At 38.6% G+C, this 25,464-nt stretch carries 12 protein-coding genes, 15 tRNA genes and 2 rRNA genes; 28 read left to right on the top strand and 1 reads right to left on the bottom strand.

Going from position 1 to position 25,464, the window contains the following annotated elements:
- Positions 1-357: 357 nt before the first annotated feature.
- From V1498_RS17660 to V1498_RS17525, 28 genes are all read left to right on the top strand, one after another.
- Positions 358-3,307: ribosomal RNA gene (locus tag V1498_RS17660) — 23S ribosomal RNA — on the top strand.
- 148 nt (positions 3,308-3,455) lie between these two features.
- A 5S ribosomal RNA gene (rrf, locus tag V1498_RS17655) occupies positions 3,456-3,572 on the top strand.
- 10 nt (positions 3,573-3,582) lie between these two features.
- Positions 3,583-3,657, top strand: a tRNA-Asn gene (locus V1498_RS17650).
- A gap of 1 nt (position 3,658) precedes the next feature.
- Positions 3,659-3,750 (top strand) — tRNA-Ser (locus V1498_RS17645).
- Between the two features lie 24 nt (positions 3,751-3,774).
- Positions 3,775-3,849: transfer RNA gene (locus V1498_RS17640), tRNA-Glu, on the top strand.
- A gap of 8 nt (positions 3,850-3,857) precedes the next feature.
- Positions 3,858-3,933 (top strand) — tRNA-Val (locus V1498_RS17635).
- 148 nt (positions 3,934-4,081) lie between these two features.
- A tRNA-Met gene (locus V1498_RS17630) sits at positions 4,082-4,155 on the top strand.
- Between the two features lie 4 nt (positions 4,156-4,159).
- Positions 4,160-4,235 (top strand) — tRNA-Asp (locus V1498_RS17625).
- An 84-nt stretch (positions 4,236-4,319) separates the two neighbouring features.
- Positions 4,320-4,395 (top strand) — tRNA-Phe (locus V1498_RS17620).
- 3 nt (positions 4,396-4,398) lie between these two features.
- Positions 4,399-4,471, top strand: a tRNA-Thr gene (locus tag V1498_RS17615).
- 10 nt (positions 4,472-4,481) lie between these two features.
- A tRNA-Tyr gene (locus V1498_RS17610) sits at positions 4,482-4,566 on the top strand.
- 17 nt (positions 4,567-4,583) lie between these two features.
- A tRNA-Trp gene (locus V1498_RS17605) sits at positions 4,584-4,657 on the top strand.
- Positions 4,658-4,679: 22 nt separating this feature from the next.
- A tRNA-His gene (locus V1498_RS17600) sits at positions 4,680-4,755 on the top strand.
- 26 nt (positions 4,756-4,781) lie between these two features.
- Positions 4,782-4,856 (top strand) — tRNA-Gln (locus tag V1498_RS17595).
- Between the two features lie 6 nt (positions 4,857-4,862).
- A tRNA-Gly gene (locus tag V1498_RS17590) sits at positions 4,863-4,934 on the top strand.
- Positions 4,935-4,949: 15 nt separating this feature from the next.
- Positions 4,950-5,023, top strand: a tRNA-Cys gene (locus V1498_RS17585).
- A gap of 5 nt (positions 5,024-5,028) precedes the next feature.
- A tRNA-Leu gene (locus V1498_RS17580) sits at positions 5,029-5,110 on the top strand.
- A 284-nt stretch (positions 5,111-5,394) separates the two neighbouring features.
- Positions 5,395-6,663: a nucleotide sugar dehydrogenase gene (locus tag V1498_RS17575; RefSeq protein WP_409295037.1), complete on the top strand. Its 1,269-nt coding sequence runs from the start codon at positions 5,395-5,397 to the stop codon at positions 6,661-6,663.
- Between the two features lie 38 nt (positions 6,664-6,701).
- Entirely contained in the window at positions 6,702-8,279 is a 1,578-nt protein-coding gene (locus V1498_RS17570) for a hypothetical protein (RefSeq protein WP_409295035.1), read from the top strand.
- The gene (locus V1498_RS17565) at positions 8,276-10,117 is read left to right on the top strand and encodes an alginate lyase family protein (RefSeq protein ID WP_409299340.1); all 1,842 of its coding nucleotides are present in this window, start codon (positions 8,276-8,278) and stop codon (positions 10,115-10,117) included. Before V1498_RS17570 ends, V1498_RS17565 begins: the two co-directional genes overlap by 4 nt.
- A 72-nt stretch (positions 10,118-10,189) precedes the next feature.
- Positions 10,190-12,022, top strand: coding sequence for an alginate lyase family protein (locus V1498_RS17560; protein ID WP_409295033.1), 1,833 nt, complete (start codon positions 10,190-10,192; stop codon positions 12,020-12,022).
- 41 nt (positions 12,023-12,063) lie between these two features.
- Complete coding sequence (locus V1498_RS17555) at positions 12,064-13,839, top strand: glycosyltransferase family protein (RefSeq protein WP_409295031.1); 1,776 nt, start codon at positions 12,064-12,066, stop codon at positions 13,837-13,839.
- Between the two features lie 226 nt (positions 13,840-14,065).
- The gene (locus V1498_RS17550; protein ID WP_409295029.1) at positions 14,066-15,490 is read left to right on the top strand and encodes a hypothetical protein; all 1,425 of its coding nucleotides are present in this window, start codon (positions 14,066-14,068) and stop codon (positions 15,488-15,490) included.
- Between the two features lie 532 nt (positions 15,491-16,022).
- Positions 16,023-17,588, top strand: coding sequence for a hypothetical protein (locus V1498_RS17545; protein WP_409295027.1), 1,566 nt, complete (start codon positions 16,023-16,025; stop codon positions 17,586-17,588).
- Between the two features lie 536 nt (positions 17,589-18,124).
- Entirely contained in the window at positions 18,125-19,927 is a 1,803-nt protein-coding gene (gene glmS, locus V1498_RS17540) for a glutamine--fructose-6-phosphate transaminase (isomerizing) (RefSeq protein WP_409295025.1), read from the top strand.
- Positions 19,928-20,607: 680 nt separating this feature from the next.
- Entirely contained in the window at positions 20,608-22,383 is a 1,776-nt protein-coding gene (locus V1498_RS17535) for a glycosyltransferase family protein (RefSeq protein ID WP_409295023.1), read from the top strand.
- A gap of 276 nt (positions 22,384-22,659) precedes the next feature.
- Positions 22,660-23,799, top strand: coding sequence for a non-hydrolyzing UDP-N-acetylglucosamine 2-epimerase (wecB, locus tag V1498_RS17530; RefSeq protein ID WP_409295021.1), 1,140 nt, complete (start codon positions 22,660-22,662; stop codon positions 23,797-23,799).
- A gap of 96 nt (positions 23,800-23,895) precedes the next feature.
- A complete protein-coding gene (locus tag V1498_RS17525) occupies positions 23,896-24,609 on the top strand; it encodes a glycosyltransferase family 2 protein (RefSeq protein ID WP_409295019.1) in 714 nt (237 codons plus the stop codon).
- 229 nt (positions 24,610-24,838) lie between these two features.
- Here V1498_RS17525 and V1498_RS17520 read toward each other — a convergent pair whose 3' ends face one another.
- Positions 24,839-25,087 (bottom strand): hypothetical protein, encoded by a 249-nt coding sequence (locus V1498_RS17520; RefSeq protein ID WP_409295017.1) that lies wholly within the window; start codon positions 25,085-25,087, stop codon positions 24,839-24,841.
- Positions 25,088-25,464 lie beyond the last annotated feature (377 nt).

Genomic DNA, 25,464 nt, shown 5'->3' with positions numbered 1-25,464 from the left:
GAAGCGAACGAATGAACACCGGAGTGTACTTCACGTACATGAGGATGTGAATGAGTGAAGCTGACGAAGAAGAGCGACGTTTATCATTTATTTTCATCGTTCTTTGAAAACTAGATAACAATATAAGGCAAAAATGATTTGCGTCATTTTACCGCATCGAGTAATAAACCGAGTTAAGTTTTATTGTTTAATTATGGTTCGATGATGAAGCGAAACTTCTCCCACTCTCTGAGGCGGAGGAGAAGCGAGTTATTCGAGGAAGCGAGCGAGTGAACACTGGAGCGTACTTCACGTACGTGAGGATGTGAACGAGTGAGCTGATGAAGAAGAACGAAGCTTATCGTCAGCCGTATCTATGGTTAAGTTAGAAAGGGCGCACGGTGAATGCCTTGGCACTAGGAGCCGATGAAGGACGGGACTAACACCGATATGCTTCGGGGAGCTGTAAGTAAGCTTTGATCCGGAGATTTCCGAATGGGGAAACCCACTGTTCGTAATGGAACAGTACCTTCACCTGAATTCATAGGGTGATGGAGGCAGACCCGGGGAACTGAAACATCTAAGTACCCGGAGGAACAGAAAGCAAATGCGATTTCCCAAGTAGCGGCGAGCGAAACGGAATGTAGCCCAAACCGAAAGGCTTGCCTTTCGGGGTTGTAGGACACTCTATACGGAGTTACAAAGGAACGGGGTAGACGAAGAGACATGGAAAGGTCCGTCGAAGAAGGTAACAACCCTGTAGTCGAAACTTCGTTCCCTCCAGAGTGGATCCTGAGTACGGCGGGACACGTGAAATCCCGTCGGAAGCAGGGAGGACCATCTCCCAAGGCTAAATACTACCTAGTGACCGATAGTGAACCAGTACCGTGAGGGAAAGGTGAAAAGCACCCCGGAAGGGGAGTGAAAGAGATCCTGAAACCGTGTGCCTACAAGTAGTCAGAGCCCTATGTCCCTTTTAGGGAAACGGGTGATGGCGTGCCTTTTGTAGAATGAACCGGCGAGTTACGATTTCATGCAAGGTTAAGTTGATGAGACGGAGCCGCAGCGAAAGCGAGTCTGAATAGGGCGAATGAGTATGAGGTCGTAGACCCGAAACCAGGTGATCTACCCATGTCCAGGGTGAAGTTCAGGTAACACTGAATGGAGGCCCGAACCCACGCACGTTGAAAAGTGCGGGGATGAGGTGTGGGTAGCGGAGAAATTCCAATCGAACCTGGAGATAGCTGGTTCTCTCCGAAATAGCTTTAGGGCTAGCCTCAAGTGTTAAGAGTCTTGGAGGTAGAGCACTGATTGGACTAGGGGCCCATCTCGGGTTACCGAATTCAGTCAAACTCCGAATGCCAATGACTTTTCCTTGGGAGTCAGACTGCGAGTGATAAGATCCGTAGTCAAAAGGGAAACAGCCCAGACCACCAGCTAAGGTCCCAAAGTATACGTTAAGTGGAAAAGGATGTGGAGTTGCTTAGACAACCAGGATGTTGGCTTAGAAGCAGCCACCATTTAAAGAGTGCGTAATAGCTCACTGGTCGAGTGACTCTGCGCCGAAAATGTACCGGGGCTAAACGTATCACCGAAGCTGTGGGTGGACACCTAGGGTGTCCGCGGTAGGAGAGCGTTCTAAGGGCTGAGAAGCCAGACCGGAAGGACTGGTGGAGCGCTTAGAAGTGAGAATGCCGGTATGAGTAGCGAAAGAAGGGTGAGAATCCCTTCCACCGAATGCCTAAGGTTTCCTGAGGAAGGCTCGTCCGCTCAGGGTTAGTCGGGACCTAAGCCGAGGCCGAAAGGCGTAGGCGATGGACAACAGGTTGATATTCCTGTACCACCTATTCATCGTTTGAGCGATGGGGGGACGCAGTAGGATAGGGTAAGCGCGCTGTTGGATTAGCGCGTCCAAGCAGTTAGGCTGAAAACGAGGCAAATCCCGTTTTCACATAAGCTGAGCTGTGATGGCGAGGGAAATTTAGTACCGAAGTTCCTGATTCCACACTGCCAAGAAAAGCCTCTAGCGAGATGAAGGGTGCCCGTACCGCAAACCGACACAGGTAGGCGAGGAGAGAATCCTAAGGTGTGCGAGAGAACTCTCGTTAAGGAACTCGGCAAAATGACCCCGTAACTTCGGGAGAAGGGGTGCTCATCTGGGTGAATAGCCCGGATGAGCCGCAGTGAATAGGCCCAGGCGACTGTTTAGCAAAAACACAGGTCTCTGCGAAGCCGCAAGGCGAAGTATAGGGGCTGACGCCTGCCCGGTGCTGGAAGGTTAAGGGGAGAGGTTAGCGTAAGCGAAGCTTTGAACCGAAGCCCCAGTAAACGGCGGCCGTAACTATAACGGTCCTAAGGTAGCGAAATTCCTTGTCGGGTAAGTTCCGACCCGCACGAAAGGCGTAACGATCTGGGCACTGTCTCAACGAGAGACTCGGTGAAATTATACTACCTGTGAAGATGCAGGTTACCCGCGACAGGACGGAAAGACCCCGTGGAGCTTTACTGCAGCCTGATATTGAATTTTGGTACAGCTTGTACAGGATAGGTAGGAGCCTTTGAAGCCGGAGCGCCAGCTTCGGTGGAGGCATCGGTGGGATACTACCCTGGCTGTATTGAAATTCTAACCCGCGCCCCTTATCGGGGCGGGAGACAGTGTCAGGCGGGCAGTTTGACTGGGGCGGTCGCCTCCTAAAGAGTAACGGAGGCGCCCAAAGGTTCCCTCAGAATGGTTGGAAATCATTCGCAGAGTGTAAAGGCACAAGGGAGCTTGACTGCGAGACCTACAAGTCGAGCAGGGACGAAAGTCGGGCTTAGTGATCCGGTGGTTCCGCATGGAAGGGCCATCGCTCAACGGATAAAAGCTACCCCGGGGATAACAGGCTTATCTCCCCCAAGAGTCCACATCGACGGGGAGGTTTGGCACCTCGATGTCGGCTCATCGCATCCTGGGGCTGTAGTCGGTCCCAAGGGTTGGGCTGTTCGCCCATTAAAGCGGTACGCGAGCTGGGTTCAGAACGTCGTGAGACAGTTCGGTCCCTATCCGTCGTGGGCGCAGGAAATTTGAGAGGAGCTGTCCTTAGTACGAGAGGACCGGGATGGACGCACCGCTGGTGTACCAGTTGTCTTGCCAAAGGCATCGCTGGGTAGCTATGTGCGGACGGGATAAGTGCTGAAAGCATCTAAGCATGAAGCCCCCCTCAAGATGAGATTTCCCATAGCGTCAAGCTAGTAAGATCCCTGAAAGATGATCAGGTAGATAGGTCTGAGGTGGAAGCGTGGCGACACGTGGAGCTGACAGATACTAATCGATCGAGGACTTAACCTATCTTGTTTATACTCGATAAAACGTAAATGCAAATCAGCCTTTGTTATCTAGTTTTGAAGGAACGAAAGTTCTTTTGAGAAATGAAAATTTCTTCTTGAATAACCCTCAAAAGATGTTATAATAACATATGTCTCTTGAGAAAAACTTGTCTGGTAGTTATGGCAAAGAGGTCACACCCGTTCCCATCCCGAACACGGAAGTTAAGCTCTTTAGCGCCGATGGTAGTTGGGGGCTCTCCCCCTGTGAGAGTAGGACGCTGCCAGGCTGGTTATTTTTCCGCAGTAGCTCAGTGGTAGAGCATTCGGCTGTTAACCGAACGGTCGTAGGTTCGAGTCCTACCTGCGGAGCCATGGAGAGCTGTCCGAGAGGTCGAAGGAGCACGATTGGAAATCGTGTAGACGGTTACCGCTGTCTCAAGGGTTCGAATCCCTTGCTCTCCGCCATTATATTCTTAAATAATCTACAAAGGCCCCTTGGTCAAGCGGTTAAGACACCGCCCTTTCACGGCGGTAACACGGGTTCGAATCCCGTAGGGGTCACCATTCATATTGGAGGATTAGCTCAGCTGGGAGAGCATCTGCCTTACAAGCAGAGGGTCGGCGGTTCGATCCCGTCATCCTCCACCATATAATTGTCGCGGGGTGGAGCAACGAGCAAAACTTCCGATGAATAAGCTGCGAGTTGTACCGATTGAGCCGCTGCTTGAATAGACTTACTGAAATCGGGACAGTCCTATAACTTAGGGCATGAACAATCTTAATACTTTAACATCGTCGCGGGGTGGAGCAGTCTGGTAGCTCGTCGGGCTCATAACCCGAAGGTCGCAGGTTCAAATCCTGTCCCCGCAATTCTGGTCCCGTGGTGTAGCGGTTAACATGCCTGCCTGTCACGCAGGAGATCGCGGGTTCGATTCCCGTCGGGACCGCCATTTTTAACTTTATAACACAACTTATCCAAGGGTTGTGACAAGGTTATTCCCTTCTTATACTAAAGGAAATAAATAACTTGATTTGGCTCAGTAGCTCAGTCGGTAGAGCAAAGGACTGAAAATCCTTGTGTCGGCGGTTCGATTCCGTCCTGAGCCACCATTTGCCGGTGTAGCTCAATTGGTAGAGCAACTGACTTGTAATCAGTAGGTTGGGGGTTCAAGTCCTCTTGCCGGCATTTAAATAGTGGAGGGGTAGCGAAGTGGCTAAACGCGGCGGACTGTAAATCCGCTCCCTCCGGGTTCGGCGGTTCGAATCCGTCCCCCTCCACCATTTATCTTAATTATTACAGGGGTATAGTTTAAAGGTAGAACAGAGGTCTCCAAAACCTCCAGTGTGGGTTCGATTCCTACTACCCCTGCCAATTTAATTTAATAGCAGCTGTGGCGATTGTGGCGAAGTGGTTAACGCATCGGATTGTGGTTCCGACATTCGTGGGTTCGATTCCCATCAGTCGCCCCATTTTATTTTATATATAAGTGATTTATTGGGCTATAGCCAAGCGGTAAGGCAACGGACTTTGACTCCGTCATGCGTTGGTTCGAATCCAGCTAGCCCAGCCATTTTTTGCGGAAGTAGTTCAGTGGTAGAATACAACCTTGCCAAGGTTGGGGTCGCGGGTTCGAACCCCGTCTTCCGCTTTAAAAAACTTATCTGGCGGCATAGCCAAGTGGTAAGGCAGAGGTCTGCAAAACCTTTACCACCGGTTCGAATCCGGTTGCCGCCTCCAATCAAGCCGGTGTGGCGGAATTGGCAGACGCGCACGACTCAAAATCGTGTTCCTTCTGGAGTGTCGGTTCGACCCCGACCACCGGTATCATTTTTTATAACAGTATAATTATTATTTTGAACGTCTTCCTACATAGTAGGAAGGCGTTTTTTTTATAACCAAAAAGCATGATCTAAACTTATTAGACGCGTTTTTTGCCTGTTACAACCTGTTGTTCGTTATGCTAATGCTAGTTGCACGTGGTATCACAAACAGGCCCTTTTTAACTTTTTTCTTGGTAAATGTATAATTGTCCATACCCTAAATAGAGCCATTTCATAACATAACAAATACATGAAGCTTAATAAGAAATTACAAAAAGGGTGAAAGTTATGAAATTATGTGTAATGGGACTGGGGTATATTGGGCTGCCAACAGCTGTCATGTTTGCAACACACGGCATAAAAGTGCATGGAGTAGATATTAATCAACAAGTTGTTGATACCTTGAATAAACAAGAACTTCACATTGAGGAGCCTGGATTAAAAGAGTTACTTATTAAAGCAATCAAAGATGGAAATCTAAGTTTTTCTACCCAACCGGAACCAGCGGATGCTTTTATCCTTGCCGTTCCAACACCAATTACAGAGGAAAAAAGGGCGAATTTAGACTACGTGAGACATGCCTCGAAAATGATTCTTCCTTATCTTAAGGAAGGAAATCTAGTTGTTTTAGAATCAACGGTCCCGCCAAAAACAGTGCAAGAAGTTTTGGTCCCGATTCTTCAACAAACCTCTTTCAAAATCGGGGAAGAGATACTTGTCTCCCACTCACCCGAAAGAATCATTCCAGGTAATTTGCTCAAGGAATTAGTGTGGAATGACCGCATTATTGGAGGAATTAATCAGAAGTCGAGTGAGCTGACAGCAAATTTATACAAACGATTTGTAAAGGGTACCATTCATGTAACGGATGCGACCACGGCGGAAATGGTGAAATTAGTAGAGAACACGTACCGCGATGTGAATATAGCCTACGCAAATGAACTGGCGCGTATTGCGGAAAAAATAGGATTCAATGTCTGGGAAGCAATCCGGCTGGCCAATTCCCATCCTAGAGTGAATATTCTCCGGCCCGGTCCTGGGGTAGGAGGACACTGTATCGCCGTTGACCCATGGTTTATTGTTGAACAAGCACCTGAGGAAGCTAAACTCATTGGAACGGCACGACAAATCAATGACCATACCCCGCGTCGTATAGTCGAAATGATTGAAAATACGGTACAGGATCTCAAGCAGCCTGTCATAACCCTGCTTGGTTTGGCATTCAAAGAAAATACCGATGATTTGCGAGAAAGCCCATCATTGGAAATCATGCATGCATTACACAAGAAAGGATACCAGCTTAAATTATATGATCCTCTAGTAAAGCAACATATTGAGGGAAAAATGGACACACTCGAAGAAGCCGTGCGGGATTCGGACTGTCTGGTCATTCTTACAGGACATAAGGAATTTATAGGCTTGGATTTCGAAATGTTAAATGGTTTGGCAAGGACAAAAATTGTTTTTGATACTACAAATATATTTGATAAAAGCAAAATAGAGACAAATGGATTCCAATATGTTCAAATCGGAAATCCTCTTATACGCGAGAACTAATAGAAAAAAACTATTTTTTTTTATGAGGTGATTATTAAGTGATTACGATACGGGTGGAATATCCCATCGTTAAAGAAGACACTGTGCAATTTCAATATCAATTGAGCGGACAAATGCCAGTCATTAATAAAAATGGTTTTTATTTTAAATATCCTGAAATGCTGCTCGACGACTTGCCGACTGAAGTATTTTGGAACATGTTTTTAGCATTAATGGTACCGGTTTTTAATGGTAAAGAAGATGTACTTATCCTTTTTCCTGAAGCTGTACCCACTCCTATTGTGGAACAGTGGATCAATTTCCATAATGCGGGAAGAGTGTATGTCTACCCTATGAAAGATCAACAGAAATCTGAATACTTGCCCGTTGTTGAGTCTGAGCCGAAAGTTGGAATCTTGTATGGCGGTGGAAAAGACTCAGCCTATGCATTTTCTTTACTTTCGGAATTGTATGGAGCTGATAATCTGTTGTTGATCTCTTATGTTCATCCTAGTAATGAAAGGAAAATCCCTGATACACAAATGAGACGGGACAAATTCATTTTGGAACCACTGAGGAATAAATTCAATATTAAAACTCAAACGATTATTACTGATTTTCGATCATCCCTAACTAAAGCCTGTTCTTATAGGGTCCATTCGGCAATATATACTGGATCCATTTTACCTGTTCTTCTCAAACAAAATGTCAATCTTCTTACACACAGCAATGAATTTATCCAATATTGGACTGGTAGATTTGTCAATCGTGAAGAAATAAAGCCTAGTTTCCATTTCCTTCGCTCAAGGCCGGAATATGACAATTATACAGCCAAAAAATACAATGCATTCTTCCATACGAACCTGCAAATCAAAAATTTCAACTATTATCTCTCGGATTTTGCCAGCTTTCTAATACTAGCTAAAAGATACCCGGATATGCTTGACCATCTTCTAATGTGTGAAACCACTAACCCCCAAACCAAGTGGTGCTACAATTGCCCAAAGTGTCTGGAATTTGCTCTTTTCAGCATGGCCGTCGGGCATCCTCCAAAAGGGTTCGACATGGAACGTCTATTTACCGGTAAATACATTCAACGAATAATTAAGGAGACAACCGGATTAAAACCAGTGTCCCGTGAAAACGGAAATTACCCTTGGGTATCTTGTATATTAGGACATTTTCAAACGTTTTGTCATGCTATGGCCACAGTAAATCCGGATATTGTAAAAAAATATGTTAGTCACGAGGGCTATAATAATTTCCTCATTCTTAAACAAAGGTATGGCAATAAATCCTATCCAATTCATGAATGTCTTATAGAACCTGCGCTTGAGCATGTATCACTCCCTGATTCCGAAAGAATTAAGAATATTGTCGCTCTCTATTGCCCAATTGTTAGTCAGTTACCTCCTTATCTCATATGGGGAAACGTAAGGATTACAATCGATTATAAACTTGAAATTAAGGTGCAGTGCAAGTTTAATCCAAAGAAAGCTGAACAGTTCCTTAAACAGATTGATCCTCCCCTAAATAACAAGTTTGATCCAAAGGAAACTGAACCGTTTCTAGATCAACTCCAAACTGTTCTCAATAAATGGTGGGAGAAAATAAGGGGGAAATATGATTGGGAATGAGTTATGAGGAAGCCCTCTCTAAGATTAAGAATAGAAAAGACAGGCCATTGTTTGAACTCTTAGATAAATATCCCTCGACAGATTTAATGAAAATTTGTGAGGATTTAATAAATAATAATTTTCACTTAAAAAGGAATTTCCCGGCCATAAATCTGGATATGAAAAAACAAGATAATATTTGGCAATTAGACCCTTTAAAAGATCGAAGCTGGCGATTCCAATTGCATTGCTTAATTATGATGGAGTATTTGGTAAAGGGCTTTAATGTTAGTAAAGACACCAAAGTTTTAGATAAAGCAATCGCTATTTTAATGAATTGGAAAGACAATAATTACCCGAGTTCTTCATCCGAAATGGCATGGAATGACCACTCTACGGCACTCAGATTAATACAAATAGCAAACTTGTTTGAAACATTGCGCATCCATCAATATAGAGTAGAAACTTTTAGTGATTTTTGTTTTCTTGCTGACATTCATTGCAGTAAATTGGCAGATTCCAAATTTTATAGGCAGAATCATAATCATGGTTTTGATCAAGACATCGCTTTATATGTTGCATCTCAAATTTTTAACGGATTGCCGGAAGCAAATGAATGGAGTTCACTTGCCATTCACCGAATAAGAAAGCAACTGAAACATTTGTTTGCAGAAGATGGAAGTTATCGTGAACATTCCCCGAGTTATGGAGTTCAGTTATTAAGTCGTATTTTTAAATTTATGGAATTTCTTAAACATACAGAAAATCAACTAAATAGTGACTTGGAAAGAATCGTGGAAAAACACATTGTGTTTTTATCCCATATATGTCAACCAGATGGTCGGATACCAAATATAGGGGACAGCCAGCCACAGTTAATAAATCTAGAAAAACTCGTCGCTAATTCATCCATGAAAATGCCAGATAGTATAAAATATGCAGGTTCCAAAGGGAAGGATGGTGCACCCAAAAAACAATTGAACAAAATTTTCCCGGATGGCGGATATGCGGTTTTCAGGAATAACTGGAAGTTCACTAGCAGGACGGTGCAACTGGTCTTTTTGGCAAGTTTTCACTCAAGAATCCACAAGCATCATGACGACTTATCTTTTACCTTATTCGCCCATGGAATTCCACTGTTAATTGATGCGGGAAAGTACAATTATAATTATTCCTCAAAAGAGCGGCAATACGTAGTTTCCTCAAGAGCGCACAATTCAGTTATCGTTGACGGTTCAAATACAGATATATCCAGAGGAAACATTGAGAAATCAGGCATCACCGATTATTTTATCTCTGAAGAAGTTTCGTTTGTATGCGGTGTGCATTTTTTATATCCCGGTGTGATCCATGAAAGATGTATCGTCTTTTTGAGCAAAATGAATCAAGTTTTTATCTTTGATAATCTTCGTGGAAAAAAGGAACATACATTTGAACAAATATTTAATCTGTCTTCCTTCTTAAAATGTAGTTATGAGGGAAATGGGATGTATAGTGGGATGCGTAACGGAAAAAAATTAATAAGCATTCAATCTTTATTAAATAATAAGCACCACACTTTTTTTGGAAGTAAGGAGCCAATGGCGGGGTGGAATTCATTGTCTTACAGTAAAGTGAGTCCAAACTATCAAGTGGTATATAAGGCCAAAGGATTCAACACAAAGTTTGCAACTCATATCAATTTACAACCCGACCAATTAGATACTCAAGGTATTGAATCATTTTCATGGGATACGGATAAGGATGTTATTAGCTTTTCCTTGAAAAACAATATAAATATAGAATTACAAATTGAAAAAAAAGAAAAAAAACTCATGATAAATAATGAATTAGTCGATGTGCAGCATATCTCGAAATAAAACATTGTCAGAAAACTATATGATAACTAGGTATTTTTATTATAATTTCTAACGAATTGGAGCCTGAATACTATGAATTATAAAGAATCCCTCCGAAAGATTAACTCTAGAAATAATATTCCCCTATTTACAATACTTGAGAACAGCCAATCTCAGTTAGTAACAATTTGTGAGAACTTACTCAAAAATCAATTTTACTTGCAAGGTAGATACCCAACCCTAACATTGGAATTAGATAAGGAAAATATATGGCGATTGGACCCGCTAAAAGATCGAAGCTGGCGGTTTTGGTTACATTGCTTAATTGTTGTGGAGCAATTAGTTACAGGTTTCAATTTTAGTAAAGACACCAGATTTTTAGATAAAGCAATCGCTATTTTAATGAATTGGAAAGAGAATAATTACCCAAATTCTTTGTCAGAGATGGCATGGAATGACCATTCCACAGCACTCAGATTGATTGAAATATCTAATCTATTTGAAACTCTGCGTATCAACCAATATAGAACAGAAACTTTTAGTGATTTTTGTTTGCTCGCAGAGATACATTGCCGTAAATTAGCCGATCCCAAATTTTATATGGAGAAACATAATCATGGTTTCGATCAAGACATAGCTTTATTTATTGCATCTCAAATTTTTAACGGATTACCAAACGCAAAGGAATGGAGTTCACTTGCCATTCAACGAATGAGGAAGCAGCTGAAACATCTGTTTGCAGAAGATGGAAGTTACCGTGAGCACTCTCCGGGTTATGGATATTTATTTTTAAATCGTATCAAGAAATTTATGGAGTTCCTTAAAAACACAAGGAATGAATTTTACAGGGAATTGGAACAGATTGTAGAAAAGCATATAGAATTTTTAGCCTATATATGCCAACCAGATGGCCGAATTCCGAATATCGGCGACAGCCAGCCACAGTTGATAAATATAAATAAATTGAGTAATTCTTCCATGGAGGTGCTGGATAGTATAAAATTTGTCGCTTCCAAAGGGAAGGAGGGTGTACCTCCTGAACACTTGAATAAAATTTTTCCGGATGGCGGATATGCAGCTTTCAGGAATACCTGGAAGTACACAAGCAGGACGGTACAGCTTGTCTTTTTGGCAAGTTTTCACTCGAGAGTCCACAAACATCATGACGACTTATCTTTTACCTTATTCGCTCATGGAATTCCACTGTTAATTGATGCGGGAAAGTACAATTATAATTATTCATCAAAAGAGCGGCAATACGTAGTTTCCTCAAGAGCGCACAATTCAGTTGTTGTTGACGGTTCAAATACAGATATATCCAGAGGAAACATTGAGAAATCAGGCATCACCGATTATTTTATCTCTGAAGAAGTTTCGTTTGTATGCGGTGTCCATTTTCTATATCCCGGTGTAATTCATCAAAGAAGTATCGTCTTTTTAAATAAAATGAATCAAGTCTTTATTTTTGATAATCTTCAAGGAAATAAAGACCATTCCTTTGAACAAATATTTAATCTATCATCTGCCTTAAATTGCAGTCATGAGGGAAAGGGTATTTATCTTGGATCGCTTAACGGTAAAACCGTAATAAGCATTCAATCATTATTGGATAGGCAGCACAACGTTTTTTTTGGCAGTAAGGAGCCAATGGCTGGGTGGAATTCAGTGGCATACGCGAAAGTGAATCCAAACAATCAGGTAGTATATAAGGCCATTGGATCAAACACAAAGTTTGCAACTCACATAAATTTGCACCCTGACCAATCCAACATGGAAGGTATTGAAACATTTTCATGGGATTCGGATGTAATTAGCTTGTCTTTAAAAAACGATATAAACATAGAATTGCAGACTGGAAAAAAGGAGAAAAAGCTCCGTATTAATAATACATTTGTCGATGTACAGCATATCTCTAATTTCGAATGAAACACCATCAAATGCTATTTTTAAAGAAGGAAGTGTTAAAGATGAGCAATGAACCAATCGAATCTATTAACATGACAGAAGTATTGAATGAGATTAAAAATTTCCCTCAATATCAGTTTTCGAAATGTAAAAGGCCAGACATTCGGGTTGCTTGTATTTTAGATACTTTCAGTTATGAATGTTTTAAATATGAGTGTACCCTTAAGCAATTACTCCCATCTACCTGGAAGAATCAGATTCAACAATTTAAACCCCATTTTCTGTTTGTGGAGTCGGCCTGGAGAGGGGAAAATGATTGTTGGCGACACCAGTTAATGAATCTGGAATTAAAACCGGAATCTCCCATCCGACTAGTAATCGACTACTGCAGAAAAAACAACATAAAAACTGTTTTTTGGAATAAAGAGGATCCATCAAACTTTGTCCATTTTATCGAAACAGCCAAACTATTTGATTATATTTTTACAACGGACGCAGATTGTGTAGAAAAGTATAAGAAAGCCGGAAGCACTGAGAAAGTATTTGTACTGCCGTTTGCGGCACAGCCAATAATCCACAATCCAGTTCACTCAACATTGTTTAATAAAAAAAATATCGCCTTCGCGGGTACATGGTATGTCAAAAAATACCCGGAACGTCGTGCGCAAATGGAAATGATGTTTGAAGCATCAAAGGAGCTGGGACTTCATATTTTTGATCGGAATTTTGGACAATCAATAGCATCCATGAAGTACCCTGATAAATATATTCATAATATTGTAGGAGGACTTGATTACCTGGATATGGTTAACGCTTATAAATTATATAAGGTCTTTCTTAATGTAAACTCCATTACTGAAAGTCCTACTATGTTTTCCAGAAGGGTGTATGAATTACTCGCAAGCGGAACCAATGTAGTAAGCACCCCATCAAAGGGAACAGCTGAACTGTTTAGCGGTATTGTATCAATTTGTGAAACAGAAGAAGAGGTGAAACAACAACTCCATATGCTTCTCCGTCATGAGAAGTATAGAGAGCGTTTGGCATTATTAGGAATACGTTCCGTATTTGCAAAACATCTTTATAGACATAGATTTAATGAAATTTTGCAGAAAATAGAATTAAGTGGGATAAGTGAGGAACCGTTGCCTGGTGTATCAATCATTACTTGTACTAATAGAATCCATTCAATGGATTTGGTCTTTCAAAATTATGAGAATCAAGTATGGCCAAATAAAGAACTTATTATTATTTTGAATAAAGATGATATGAGTTTAAAGAAATGGCTGAAAAAGGCGAAAAAATATAAAAATGTTTCGGTTTTTCAAATATCAGAACATGAAAACTTGGGAAAGTGTTTTAACTTTGCTTTGGATCATGCGCGTTACCCCTTTGTTTCCAAATTTGATGATGACAATTACTATGCTCCACACTTTCTCACAGATCTCATGCATGCATTTGAGTATACAGATGCTGATATCGTTGGAAAGGGAACCTATTACTCATACCTGGAAGGGATGAAATTGCTAGCCCTTCGATTCCCAAATCGCGAGAATCAGTTTGTTAATTTAATCTCCGGATCCGCTATGATTGTCAAAAAGAGCGTTTTTAATAATGTTCGTTTCCCCGAGGATGTACCGAGAGGCTCCGACACCATTTTCATCAAAGACTGCATTTCCAAGAACTATAAAATATATTCTACTGATAAATACAACTATGTTTGTATGAGAAGTTCAAATATGGAGGAGCATACGTGGAAAATAAAGGACACTGATTTCTTACGTAAATGTTCAATTGTTGCTTATACGGAAGATTATAAAACACATGTAACCATATAGAAACCTCTTTTAGGACAACATGTATAATTCCATCTAAGCTTGTAATAATCCAATTCATTACAAGCAGTAACAAATCATGAAGCTGCTTTTCTTAAATCATATTAGAGGAAAATTCAAATTGTATCGAAGGGATGAGAATATGTCACTAACTTTTAACCCGAACAAATTCGGGATTAATGAGAAAACAAGGTTAATCATCTATGATAGTTCAAAGGGAATTCATTCGGTGATTGAAATTAAAAAAGGGGAAATTTATACATTAGAAGACCAAACAGTGATTGAAAATAGTTGGAATTTTAAATATAAATTTCAATTATTTAAAAATGGCCGTTGGGAGGATGAAACGAAATATTTCTCTTTAGGAGAGGAATTTAATATAGAAGAATTTCTCCTTGATAAGTTAAAGGTAGATGACGATACGCTGAACAAGTGGATCAAAATGCTTGTTGACCATAAATCTTCTCATCTTTTACTTCAATTTCGCACAGCAATTACATTATTCATGAGATCATTATGGTCTGAGCGCTTGTCTTCTCATAAAAATGCTAAAAGACTTATTCAAGCTTTAAAGTCCCAAATTCATTATGAAGCAAGCTTGTTGGGCAATATTGTCTTTTATTTAGAGAATTATTTAGAAATCAAGCAAGAGATGACAAAACGAGGTCATTATGCTAAAACGTATCAACATTTCATTAAAAATAAGGAGAATTATAGTTATCTGGAAACCTTTATAGAAAAATTGGAAAAGCATTCAAGTACATTACAAATGGCCAATGTTTTGTCCGGAAAATTATATAGTTTCCTTGGTCAAAGGGAGAAGGCAATAAAATGCTTCCAAAAAGCGCTTCTTTTTTCAGAAAACTATATACCATTCCTAAATTTTGATCAGGGGTTATACACCTATTCCGATTTACTTCCAGTAAAAAAAATGAATGGTAAAATAGAAATTCTTTTTGATAATAAGAAAAGAAATAATACCGTGTTGTTAATTTCGGTGGATCAAAGATTTCTAAGGTTATATGGAATAAATTTAATGTTTATGGCAATGGTTCTCAAAAAATACCACTTTCATTTTCATGTGATTGGAAACAAAAATGAGGTAGAGAAATGTGTTTCTGAGACTATTTCATTATTTAATACAATGAAGAGTTTTCGACAATCAGAAAGTCCAATCATTCATCCTACTTTTTCTATGGAGGATATTCCAAAAGGAGTTCCTGAAATGAAAACCTATTTCGCCTGCGCGAGATTTTTAACTGCAAGGTATTTTATGGATTATTTTAATAGTGATTTATATATTATGGATGCGGATCTTTTCACTAATTCTGACCCTGGCCCTTTTTTAAAATCAATAAAACAATATGATGTTGGGTTAGCTTTTGCCGGAGGAATTTGTACCCTTTGTCCTTGGAGAAGAATTGGTGCAGGTAACGTATTCCTTAAAAATAATCATTATTCACGCAGCTTCATTTCATTCGTGGAAGACTATATATACACTAATCTGCCAAAAGAGAAAACTTGGACTTTAGATCAAAACGCGTTATCGTATGCATATGAACAAATGGCAACTAATCCAAGTGTGAATATAGGAAATTTAGGAAATCGTCCTTTTTACCAGCCTCGTATTCGTATAAATATTGAATCTCAATGAATTGTTTTTTAAATATAATTTGTCTATGAGGAAAATAGTGAGAATGTGTGTTGTAGGATTGGGATATCTCGGACTGTCTGCTGCAATCATTTTTGAAAAGAAGGTCCATAAACAAATGGCAAAGGCCCTCTATTCTTTATGGAGATGGTCTTGCCTCCAATCCAATTGTGGAGGTAATCTTTATCACTTTGACCACACAACGAAATACCTTCAGACTGTGGAGAATAATTGTTTTTGGTACCAGCGGCGGATATCCACACTCACGATGGGGAAAACGAACAGAAGTAAAAAAGTGGGGAATCAAAAAGTGGAAGCCTTCACTTCCTGGTGTCTTTTTCTAACCTAAATATATTTAAAGACATGGTTAATAAAGCATATTATAGGTGTATCTTTTCGGAAGAAGTTTAGCATTTACTCAAGGAACGATTTCATTGGATTTGATAAAGGGGGAAGCAAGCTGCAACAAATCATGAAGCTGCTTCCTTAAATGAAGATTATTGGAGAGTTCACTTTTTATTGAAGGGATGAGAATATGTCACTAACTTTTAACCCGAAAAAATTCGGGATTAATGAGAAAACAAGGTTAGTAATCTATGATAGTTCCAAACAGGTTTTTTATTTGAAGATTGAGATAAAAAAAGAGGAAATTTATACATTAGAAGACCAGGAAGTAATTGAAAATAGTCGGAATTATAAATATAAATTTCAATTATATAAAAATGGTTGTTGGGAGGATGTAACGAATTATATCTCTTTATTGGAAGACTTTAAATTAAATGTTTTTAAAATAAATGGTCCTAAAATAGAAGATTTTCAATTAGAAGATTTTCTCCTTGAAAAATCAAATGTAGATGACAATACACTGAACAAGTGGATCAAAATGCTGGTTGACCAACCATCTCCTCCTCTCTTAAGCCGATTCCGAAGAACAATTACATTATTCATGAGATCATTATGGTCTAAGTCCAACTCTTCTCATAAAAATGCGAAAAGATTTATTCAAGCTTTAAAAACCCGAATTCATTATGAACCCAACTTGTTGGGCAATATTGTTTTTTATTTGGAGAATTATTTGGAAATCAAGCAAGAGATGACAAAACGGGGTCATAATACTAAATTCTATGATTATCAGTATCTCATTAATAATGAGGAAAATTATAGTTATTTAGAAACCTTTATAAAAAAGTTGGAAAAGCATTCAAGTACATTACAAATGGCCAGTGTTTTGTCCGGAAAATTATATAGTTTCCTTGGTCAAAGGGAGAAGGCAATAAAATGCTTCCAAAAAGCGCTTCTTTTTTCAGAAAATTATATACCATTCCTAAATTTTGATCAAGGGTTATACACCTATTCCGATATACTTCCAGTAAAAAAAATGAATGGTAAAATAGAAATTCTTTTTGATAATAAGAAAAGAAATAATACCGTGTTGTTAATTTCGGTGGATCAAAGATTTCTAAGGTTATATGGAATAAATTTAATGTTTATGGCAATGGTTCTCAAAAAATACCATTTTCATTTTCATGTGATTGGAAACAAAAATGAGGTAGAGAAATGTGTTTCTGAGACTATTTCATTATTTAATACAATGAAGAGTTTTCGACAATCAGAAAGTCCAATCATTCATCCTACTTTTTCTATGGAGGATATTCCAAAAGGAGTTCCTGAAATGAAAACCTATTTCGCCTGCGCGAGATTTTTAACTGCAAGGTATTTTATGGATTATTTTAATAGTGATTTATATATTATGGATGCGGATCTTTTCACTAATTCTGACCCTGGCCCTTTTTTAAAATCAATAAAAAACTATGATGTTGGATTAGCTTTTTCAAGAGGAGTTGTATCCATTTGTCCATGGAGAAGGATTATGGCAGGTAACGTATTCCTTAAAAATAATCATCATTCACGCAGCTTTATTTCATTGGTAGAAGATTATATTTACTCTAATCTGTCAAAAGAGAAAACTTGGACTTTAGATCAAAACGCCTTATCCTATGCATATGAACAAATGGCAATTAATCCTAGTGTGAATATAGGAAACATAATGAAAGTATGCCCCTTTTACCAGCCAGGTATTCGAAGAGATATAGAATCATAATAAATTGTTTTTTCATTTTTCTGCATTATTTCCCCATCTCATTTATACCAATTAAATTAATTATTTACTAATCTTAAAACTTTTCCACATTATTTGGGTTAAAAAAAATGTGTAAAAATGTAATGGTCATTTTTTTCTAATTTAATCTGAAAAATGAATTTTTTGTTACCTTTCTAGTATTGTCTTTTTTTCGGATTGTCCTTTACATCGGGTCCACTTTGTTTTTGCAGTCCCCTCCGTAAAGGACTCCTTTTTCTTAATTAAAATGATGCTAATTTCCCCCGCTACTTGTCCAATCAAAATTCTACCACTTTACATATAATTGATAAAGTACAAGGGGATAGTTGATGAGGGGTAGAGGTCGAAAGGTTCGTCATATACCTTCCAGTTGAAATAACGCACATCTAAAAGTCCTGATAACATTAGGCAACTTGATGCACAAGAGAGGATAATGCGTACAAAAACAAAAACCAGAGTTCAGGAAGGGCGAGTATCGCCCCTTGCTTTCTTGCCCCCATTGCCAGGGAGGGAAAAACATGTGCGGAATTGTTGGTTATATTGGAAATCGAGATTCTAAGGAGTACTTATTAAAAGGCTTGGAAAAGCTTGAATACAGAGGATATGACTCAGCCGGAATTGCTGTTATTAACGAGTCGGGTATTACCGTTTTTAAGGAAAAAGGAAGAATTAAAAGTCTTCGAAGTATTGTGGATGAAAAGGTAATAGCTAATTCTGGCATTGGTCACACTCGTTGGGCAACACATGGTGCTCCAAGTAAGCGAAATGCACACCCTCACTCAAGCACTTCATCACGCTTCACTATCGTTCATAATGGTGTAATTGAAAACTATGAACAATTGAAGAAAATTTTTTTGTCAGATGTTACGTTTGTAAGTGATACTGATACAGAAGTAATTGTTCAATTGATTGAAAGTTTCGCCAAAGAAGGAATGTCAACGGAAAACGCCTTCCAAATAACTTTAAAACTGCTTAAAGGATCTTACGCTATCGGTTTAATCGATAACGAGGATAAGGATACTGTATATGTTGCAAAAAATAAAAGCCCATTGTTAGTTGGACTTGGCGAAGAATTTAATGTTATTACTTCTGACGCTATGGCGATGCTGGAGGTTACAAATCAATTTGTTGAATTAATGGACAAGGAAATGGTAATTGTAAAAAGGGATTTGGTTACTATTAAAGACCTTGCCGGGAATATTGTTGAGAGAGAGTCCTATATTGTAGAGTTAGATGCCAGCGATATCGAAAAAGGCACTTATCCTCATTACATGCTAAAAGAGATTGATGAACAGCCATTTGTTATCCGGAATATCATCCAAAAGTACAGAGGAGAAAATAATAATATAACGATTGATTCTTCCACTTTAGGGACGATGAAAGAAGCAGACCGAATTTATATTATCGCATGTGGGTCCAGTTGCCACGCAGGTCTTGTGGGAAAACAATATCTTGAAAAATTTGCCAGGATTCCAACAGAGGTCCATATTGCTTCGGAGTTTGTTTACAATACACCTTTATTATCAGAAAGACCATTATTCATTTTTATCTCTCAAAGTGGAGAAACAGCTGATAGTCTCGCTGCTTTAGTTAAAGTGAAAAAGCTTGGTTACAAAGCTTTAACAATCACAAATGTACCAGGTTCAACATTGTTTCGTGGAGCAGACCACAATTTATTGTTATATGCTGGACCTGAAATTGCAGTTGCTTCAACAAAAGCCTATACAGCTCAAATTGCAGTATTAGCTATTTTGTCGGTTGCGACTGCAACCTTTAAAGGACTTCAATTAGAATTGAATTTATTAAAAGAGTTAGCAGTTATCGCTAATGCCATGGAGACATTGACTGAAGATAAAGGTACTTTTGAAAATATGGCAAAAGAATTCTTAGCTGATACAAGAAACACTTTCTTCATTGGTCGTGCAAATGATTATCACGTTTGTTTGGAAGCCGCACTCAAATTAAAAGAGATTTCTTATATTCAAGCAGAAGGTTTTGCTGGTGGAGAATTAAAACATGGAACGATTGCCCTTATTGAAGATGGAACTCCTGTAGTTGCAATAGTAACGCAAGAAACAGTAAAACTAAGTATCCGTGCAAATGTGAAAGAGGTCGCAGCTCGCGGTGCCAACCCTTGTATTATATCAATGGAAGGCTTGGAGGAAGAAGGGGACAGATATGTAATTGCTTCCGTTCATAGTGAATTAACCCCATTGATTAGTATTTTACCATTACAACTTTTATCATATTATGCAGCTTTACATCGTGGATGCGATGTCGATAAACCCCGGAACTTAGCAAAATCGGTAACCGTTGAGTAGTAATGATGAAAAAATGGAATAAATTGGAACAATTACACAGGGGTGATTTGGAGCAAGCTCAGGCGGCAGAAAGTCCTGTTATTACAGATATAGCCCCTTATAATAACGGTTACCCCAGAAAACCCCAAAAACATCTTTTTCTTTGAGTTACTCTAAAATCTGAAAAAAGGATTTGTAATTGTAAGCTGACAACATAAAAAATTGCCGAGAAAACATCCTTTTCTGGACAACTCGAAGCTGCGTATGCAGCTTTTTTTGTGAATAAGTGAAAAATCATGATTTACCTAAAGGGTCTGTTACATGTAGCGACCTATTGATAGTAATCTTAGGCGAAGGGCTGATTTCATAGACTGGTGCCCTTTTTACGTTTTTCCTGTAGTCCTGTATGTTTGTCCATACCTTATTTGAATCATTTCATAAAATAACAAATACCATTGAATTAAACTATGAAATTACGTGTTATGGGATTGAGGTAAATGGATGGGTTCGCCAAGCTGTACGTTTGCAATATCGTTAAAAGTCCAAGGAGTTGATAATAACAACAATTGATTGATACCTTGAATAAACAAGAACATCACAGGAGCCTAGATTAATAGAGTTACTTATATGAGCAATTAACATTTGTATTTATGTTTTATACCCAACCATAACAAACAAATCATAAGAAAGGCGTGTTATTCATGAGCAACGAAATAATCGAATCCGTTAACATGACAGAAGGATTGAATGTGATTCAGAAGTTCCCTCAATATAGCTTTCCGAAATGTAATAGACCAGACATTAGGGTTGCATGTATTTTAGATACGTTCAGTTATGAATGTTTTAAATATGAGTGTATTCTTGAACAATTACATCGATCAACTTGGAGGTTCCAGATTGATCAATTTAAACCACATTTTCTGTTTGTGGAATCAGCCTGGAGAGGGGAAAAAGGTTCCTGGCAGAACCAATTGACGGATCTGGAGAAAAAACCGCGAGCGGCTATAATGGACGTTATCGGCTACTGCAAAAAAAACAACATAAAAACCGTTTTTTGGTGTAAAGAGGACCCATCAAACTTTGATCATTTTATCGAAACAGCCAAATTATTTGATTATATTTTTACAACAGATGCACATTGTATAGAAAAGTATAAGAAAGCCGGAAGCACTGACAATGTTTTTGTACTGCCTTTTGCGGCTCAGCCAATGATCCACAATCCGGTTCATTCAACTTCTTGGAATAAAAAAAATATTGCTTTCGCGGGCACCTGGTATACCAAAAAATACCCAGAACGTAGTAAGCAAATGGAAATGATATTTAAAGTGGCTATGGAACTGGGTTTAGATATTTTTGACCGGAATTTCGAAGAATCAATAAATTCTATCAAGTATCCTGAAAAATATAATCCATACATCGTAGGTGGACTAGATTATGTGAATATGGTTAAAGCATATAAATTATATAAGGTCTTTTTAAATGTAAACTCCATTACGGATAGTCCCACTATGTTCTCCAGAAGGGTGTTTGAATTGCTTGCGTGTGGAACAAATGTAGTTAGCACCTATTCAAAAGGAATAGCTGATCTGTTTAGTGGTATTGTACCTATTTGCCAAACGGAAGAAGAGGTGGAACAACAACTTCAGATGCTTCTCCAGCATGACCAATATCGAGAACGATTGTCACTCTTAGGAATACGCTCTGTATTTTCAAAACATCTTTATCGGCATAGATTCAGTGAAATTTTGCAAAAAATAGGATTAAGTGGGATAAATGAGGAACCGGTGCGTGGTGTATCAATCATTACCTGCACAAATAGATCTCATTCCATGGATTTGGTCTTTCAAAATTATGAGAATCAAGTGTGGCCAAATAAGGAACTTATTATTATTTTGAATAAAGATGGTATGAACTTAGAAGAATGGCGAAACAAGGCAAAGATGTATGAAAATGTTTCAGTTTTTCAGATACCTGAACATTTTAACTTGGGAAAGTGTTTTAATTTTGCTGTAGATAATGCGCGATACCCTTTTGTCTCCAAATTTGATGATGATAATTATTATGCTCCAAACTTTCTCACAGATCTCATGCATGCATTTGAGTATACGGATACTGACATTGTTGGGAAAGGAACGTATTACTCCTATTTGGAAGGGATGAAAGTGCTGGCCCTTCGATTTCCGAATCGTGAGAATCAGTTTGTTAATTTAATATCTGGTTCCGCTATGATTGTCAAAAAGAGTATCTTTAATAGTGTTCGTTTCCCCGAGGATGTAAGAAGAGGCTCCGACACCATTTTCATCAAAGACTGCATTTCCAAAAACTTCAAAATTTATTCTACTGATAAATATAACTATGTTTGTATCAGAGGTTCAAATGTAGAGGAACACACATGGAAAATAGAGGATATAGATTTTTTGCGTAAATGTTCAATTGTTGCTTATACGGAAGATTATAAAACGCATGTAATCCTATAGACAGCTCTTTTTGGGAATCATCATTTGATTCGATATCATTTTTCAACATTATTTCCCCAACTCATTTACACCACTTAAATTAATCATTTTCTAATCATAAAACTTTTCCACATGATTTGGGTTTTGGACAATTCAAGTATGTTGTACATTTTATTCTAAAAATAGAATACTTTGTAACCGCACTCTCATTGTCCTATTTTTTATCGAAGATGTCTCTTAGTCCGCGCGCACCTGGAACATCTTGTGTATGATGATAAATTTTGAAGGAGTGGTTTGGTGAAGAAAATTGTTGTCTTATCGGTGTTCGGAACGAGGCCGGAAGCGATAAAGATGGCCCCGTTAATCAAGGAATTGGAAAAGAGTAATAAAATTGTTTCGAAAGTATGTGTGACTGCTCAACATAGAGAGATGTTAGACCAGGTTTTAAAATTCTTTCAAATAGAGCCTGATTATGATCTAGATATAATGGAGGGAGGTCAGACATTAACTGGAATAACAACAAAGGTTTTAAATGGTATGTCCGAAGTGATTGGTAAAAGCAAGCCGGATATCATACTTGTTCATGGGGATACCACAACCACATTTGCAGCATCGTTAAGTGCTTTTTATCATCATATTCCAATTGGCCATGTGGAGGCAGGTTTAAGAACTTATAACAAATACTCTCCTTTTCCGGAAGAAATAAACAGACAATTGACTGATCGTCTGGCTACACTGCATTTTACGCCGACAAGAACTGCTGCTGACCAATTAAAACAAGAATTCGTATGCCCCGAATATATTTTTACTACAGGAAATACAGTAATAGATGCCATGATGAGTACAGTAAAGACGGATTATCAAAATCCTATACTAGAACATTTGCAGACGAATTCTCGCTTGGTGTTCATGACTGTTCATAGACGTGAAAATCTTGGCGATAAAATGGAAAACATTTTTCGAGCAGTTCGTAGAAGTGTAGATGATCATAAAGATATTGAACTTGTCTTTCCTGTACATCTAAATCCCATCATACAACAGGCCGCAGAACAATTTTTAGGTAAACATCCCCGTATACATCTCATTCCTCCCTTAGATGTGATTGATACACATAACATAATATCCAGGTCACACCTAGTATTAACGGATTCTGGCGGGATCCAAGAAGAAGCTCCTTCTTTTGGTGTTCCAGTACTCGTACTTCGAGATACGACCGAAAGGCCTGAAGGAATTGAGGCAGGTGTCTTAAAGTTAATTGGTTGCCAAGAAAATTCTATTTATCAAAACGTAGAGGTTTTATTAACAAATCCCGAAGCATATCGTGCAATGTCTACGATTGCAAATCCATTCGGCGATGGGCATGCATCAAAAAGGATTGTTGAAGCGATATTATATTTCTTTGGAAAAGGCCATCGTCCAAGCGAATTTCAGAGTTGAATTTTTGTTTCTCTTCTTCCTTCGTCTTTCAGAAACATGTAAAAAATTACTGATACGGATTCTTTTGAAAAGTATGTATGATGGGAAGGTGAGACCTTGATTTCCGTTGTTGCTTGTACCTATCGGGAGAATTTTGTAGATAATATCATCTTCAATTTCCGTAAACAGACGATGAAGGAAAAGGAACTTATTCTAGTCCTTAATTCTTCGAGTTTCACTTTGGATCAAGATATTTTAACAGGAATTAAGGCGAAGATTCTGCAATTTCCCGATGAAACTAGTTTAGGAGAGTGTTTAAATAAAGGGGTGGAAGCTGCAAGTTACGATGTTATTGCAAAAATGGATGACGATGATTATTATGGACCTGGCTATTTGCAGGAGTCATATGATGCTTTGAAGCAAACAGGTGCAGATATGGTTGGTAAAAGCAGCTTTTATATTTTTTTAAAAAAGTTGTATGAATTACGGCTTTATAATCCTGCTTATGCAAACTGTTGGATCACGGAACATGATCATGGGCAGAAGATTCATTTTTTATGCGGAGCATCTTTAGTTTTTAATAAGGAGATTTTTAAAAGAGTCTCCTTTCCTTCGGTTAATCTGGGTGAAGATACTTTTTTCCAAAAGTTATGTGCTGAACATCATATGAAGGTATATTCTCTTTCAAACGAATCATATGTCTATATTCGCTACGATACTTCTCAGCACCATACATCTAATGTAAGAGATTCGATTTTAAGAAGGCGAAGTAAGTTTGTGGCAAATACTTATTCCATCGCTGATTTCATGGAAAAAAGGGAAAGGAAGTGAATTTGGTTTCACTTCCTTTCTTTAAATGTTTAACAATTATCATTTAAATCAACAGAAAACCTCTCAATATCCTTACATCGAATGACAGTAATCCTTTTTGGAATACAAGGAGAAATACTGCCTGGTTCCACAATTGTGACACAACATTCTTTTACCTTTTGAAGGACCCCAGTAATGTTTTCACAACAAGACTTAGTTGTAATGGTTATCTCTTTATGTTTGAATTCACCTAGCAGTTTGCATAGACAGTCGTTTTTGCAATTCTCTTTTTTGTGATGGTGTTCTGAACATGAGCTTTCATGTTGATTTTGTCCGCAGCAGCACGGGCAATGGTTGTGATTGAAACATGAGCTTTCATGTTGATGTTCTCCGCAGCAGCACGGGCAATGGTTGTGTTCGAAACAAGAGCTTTCAAGTTGATCCTGTCCGCAGCAGCACGGGCAATGGTTGTGATCGAAACAAGAGCTTTCGTGTTCAATGTGTTTGGAACAAGAACATTTGACTTTTACATCTCCAGTACATTCATCCCATTTTTTATTGAATTTATTTTTTTTGATGCGCTTTTTTAACTTAATAGGTTTGGGACCTGGTTTTTTAGGACCAGGTTTCGAGCTGCGTTTTTTATGACTCCCTCCCATCCAATTTCCTCCTTTAATCGTGATATAAACTAATATATTCCGCCTAAACAGTATTAGACAGGGCGCTCACCATAAATTAACAATTAATGTTTATACAAAACCACAATTATCACTCTTGGAGTTATTACACAATTATGGCTAGTGCTAAAAATGCCGGCCGCCTTATTGGTCCTGAATAAGGTCATTCGATTGGGCAAGTGAATAAATATCAAAAAAT

This window comes from Paraperibacillus marinus (genome assembly GCF_046237605.1).
GTDB classification, from domain to species: Bacteria; Bacillota; Bacilli; order Bacillales; family DSM-1321; genus Paraperibacillus; species Paraperibacillus marinus.
The sequence above is the reverse complement of the archived record's forward strand: the minus strand, read 5'-3'. Positions and strand labels throughout refer to the sequence as shown.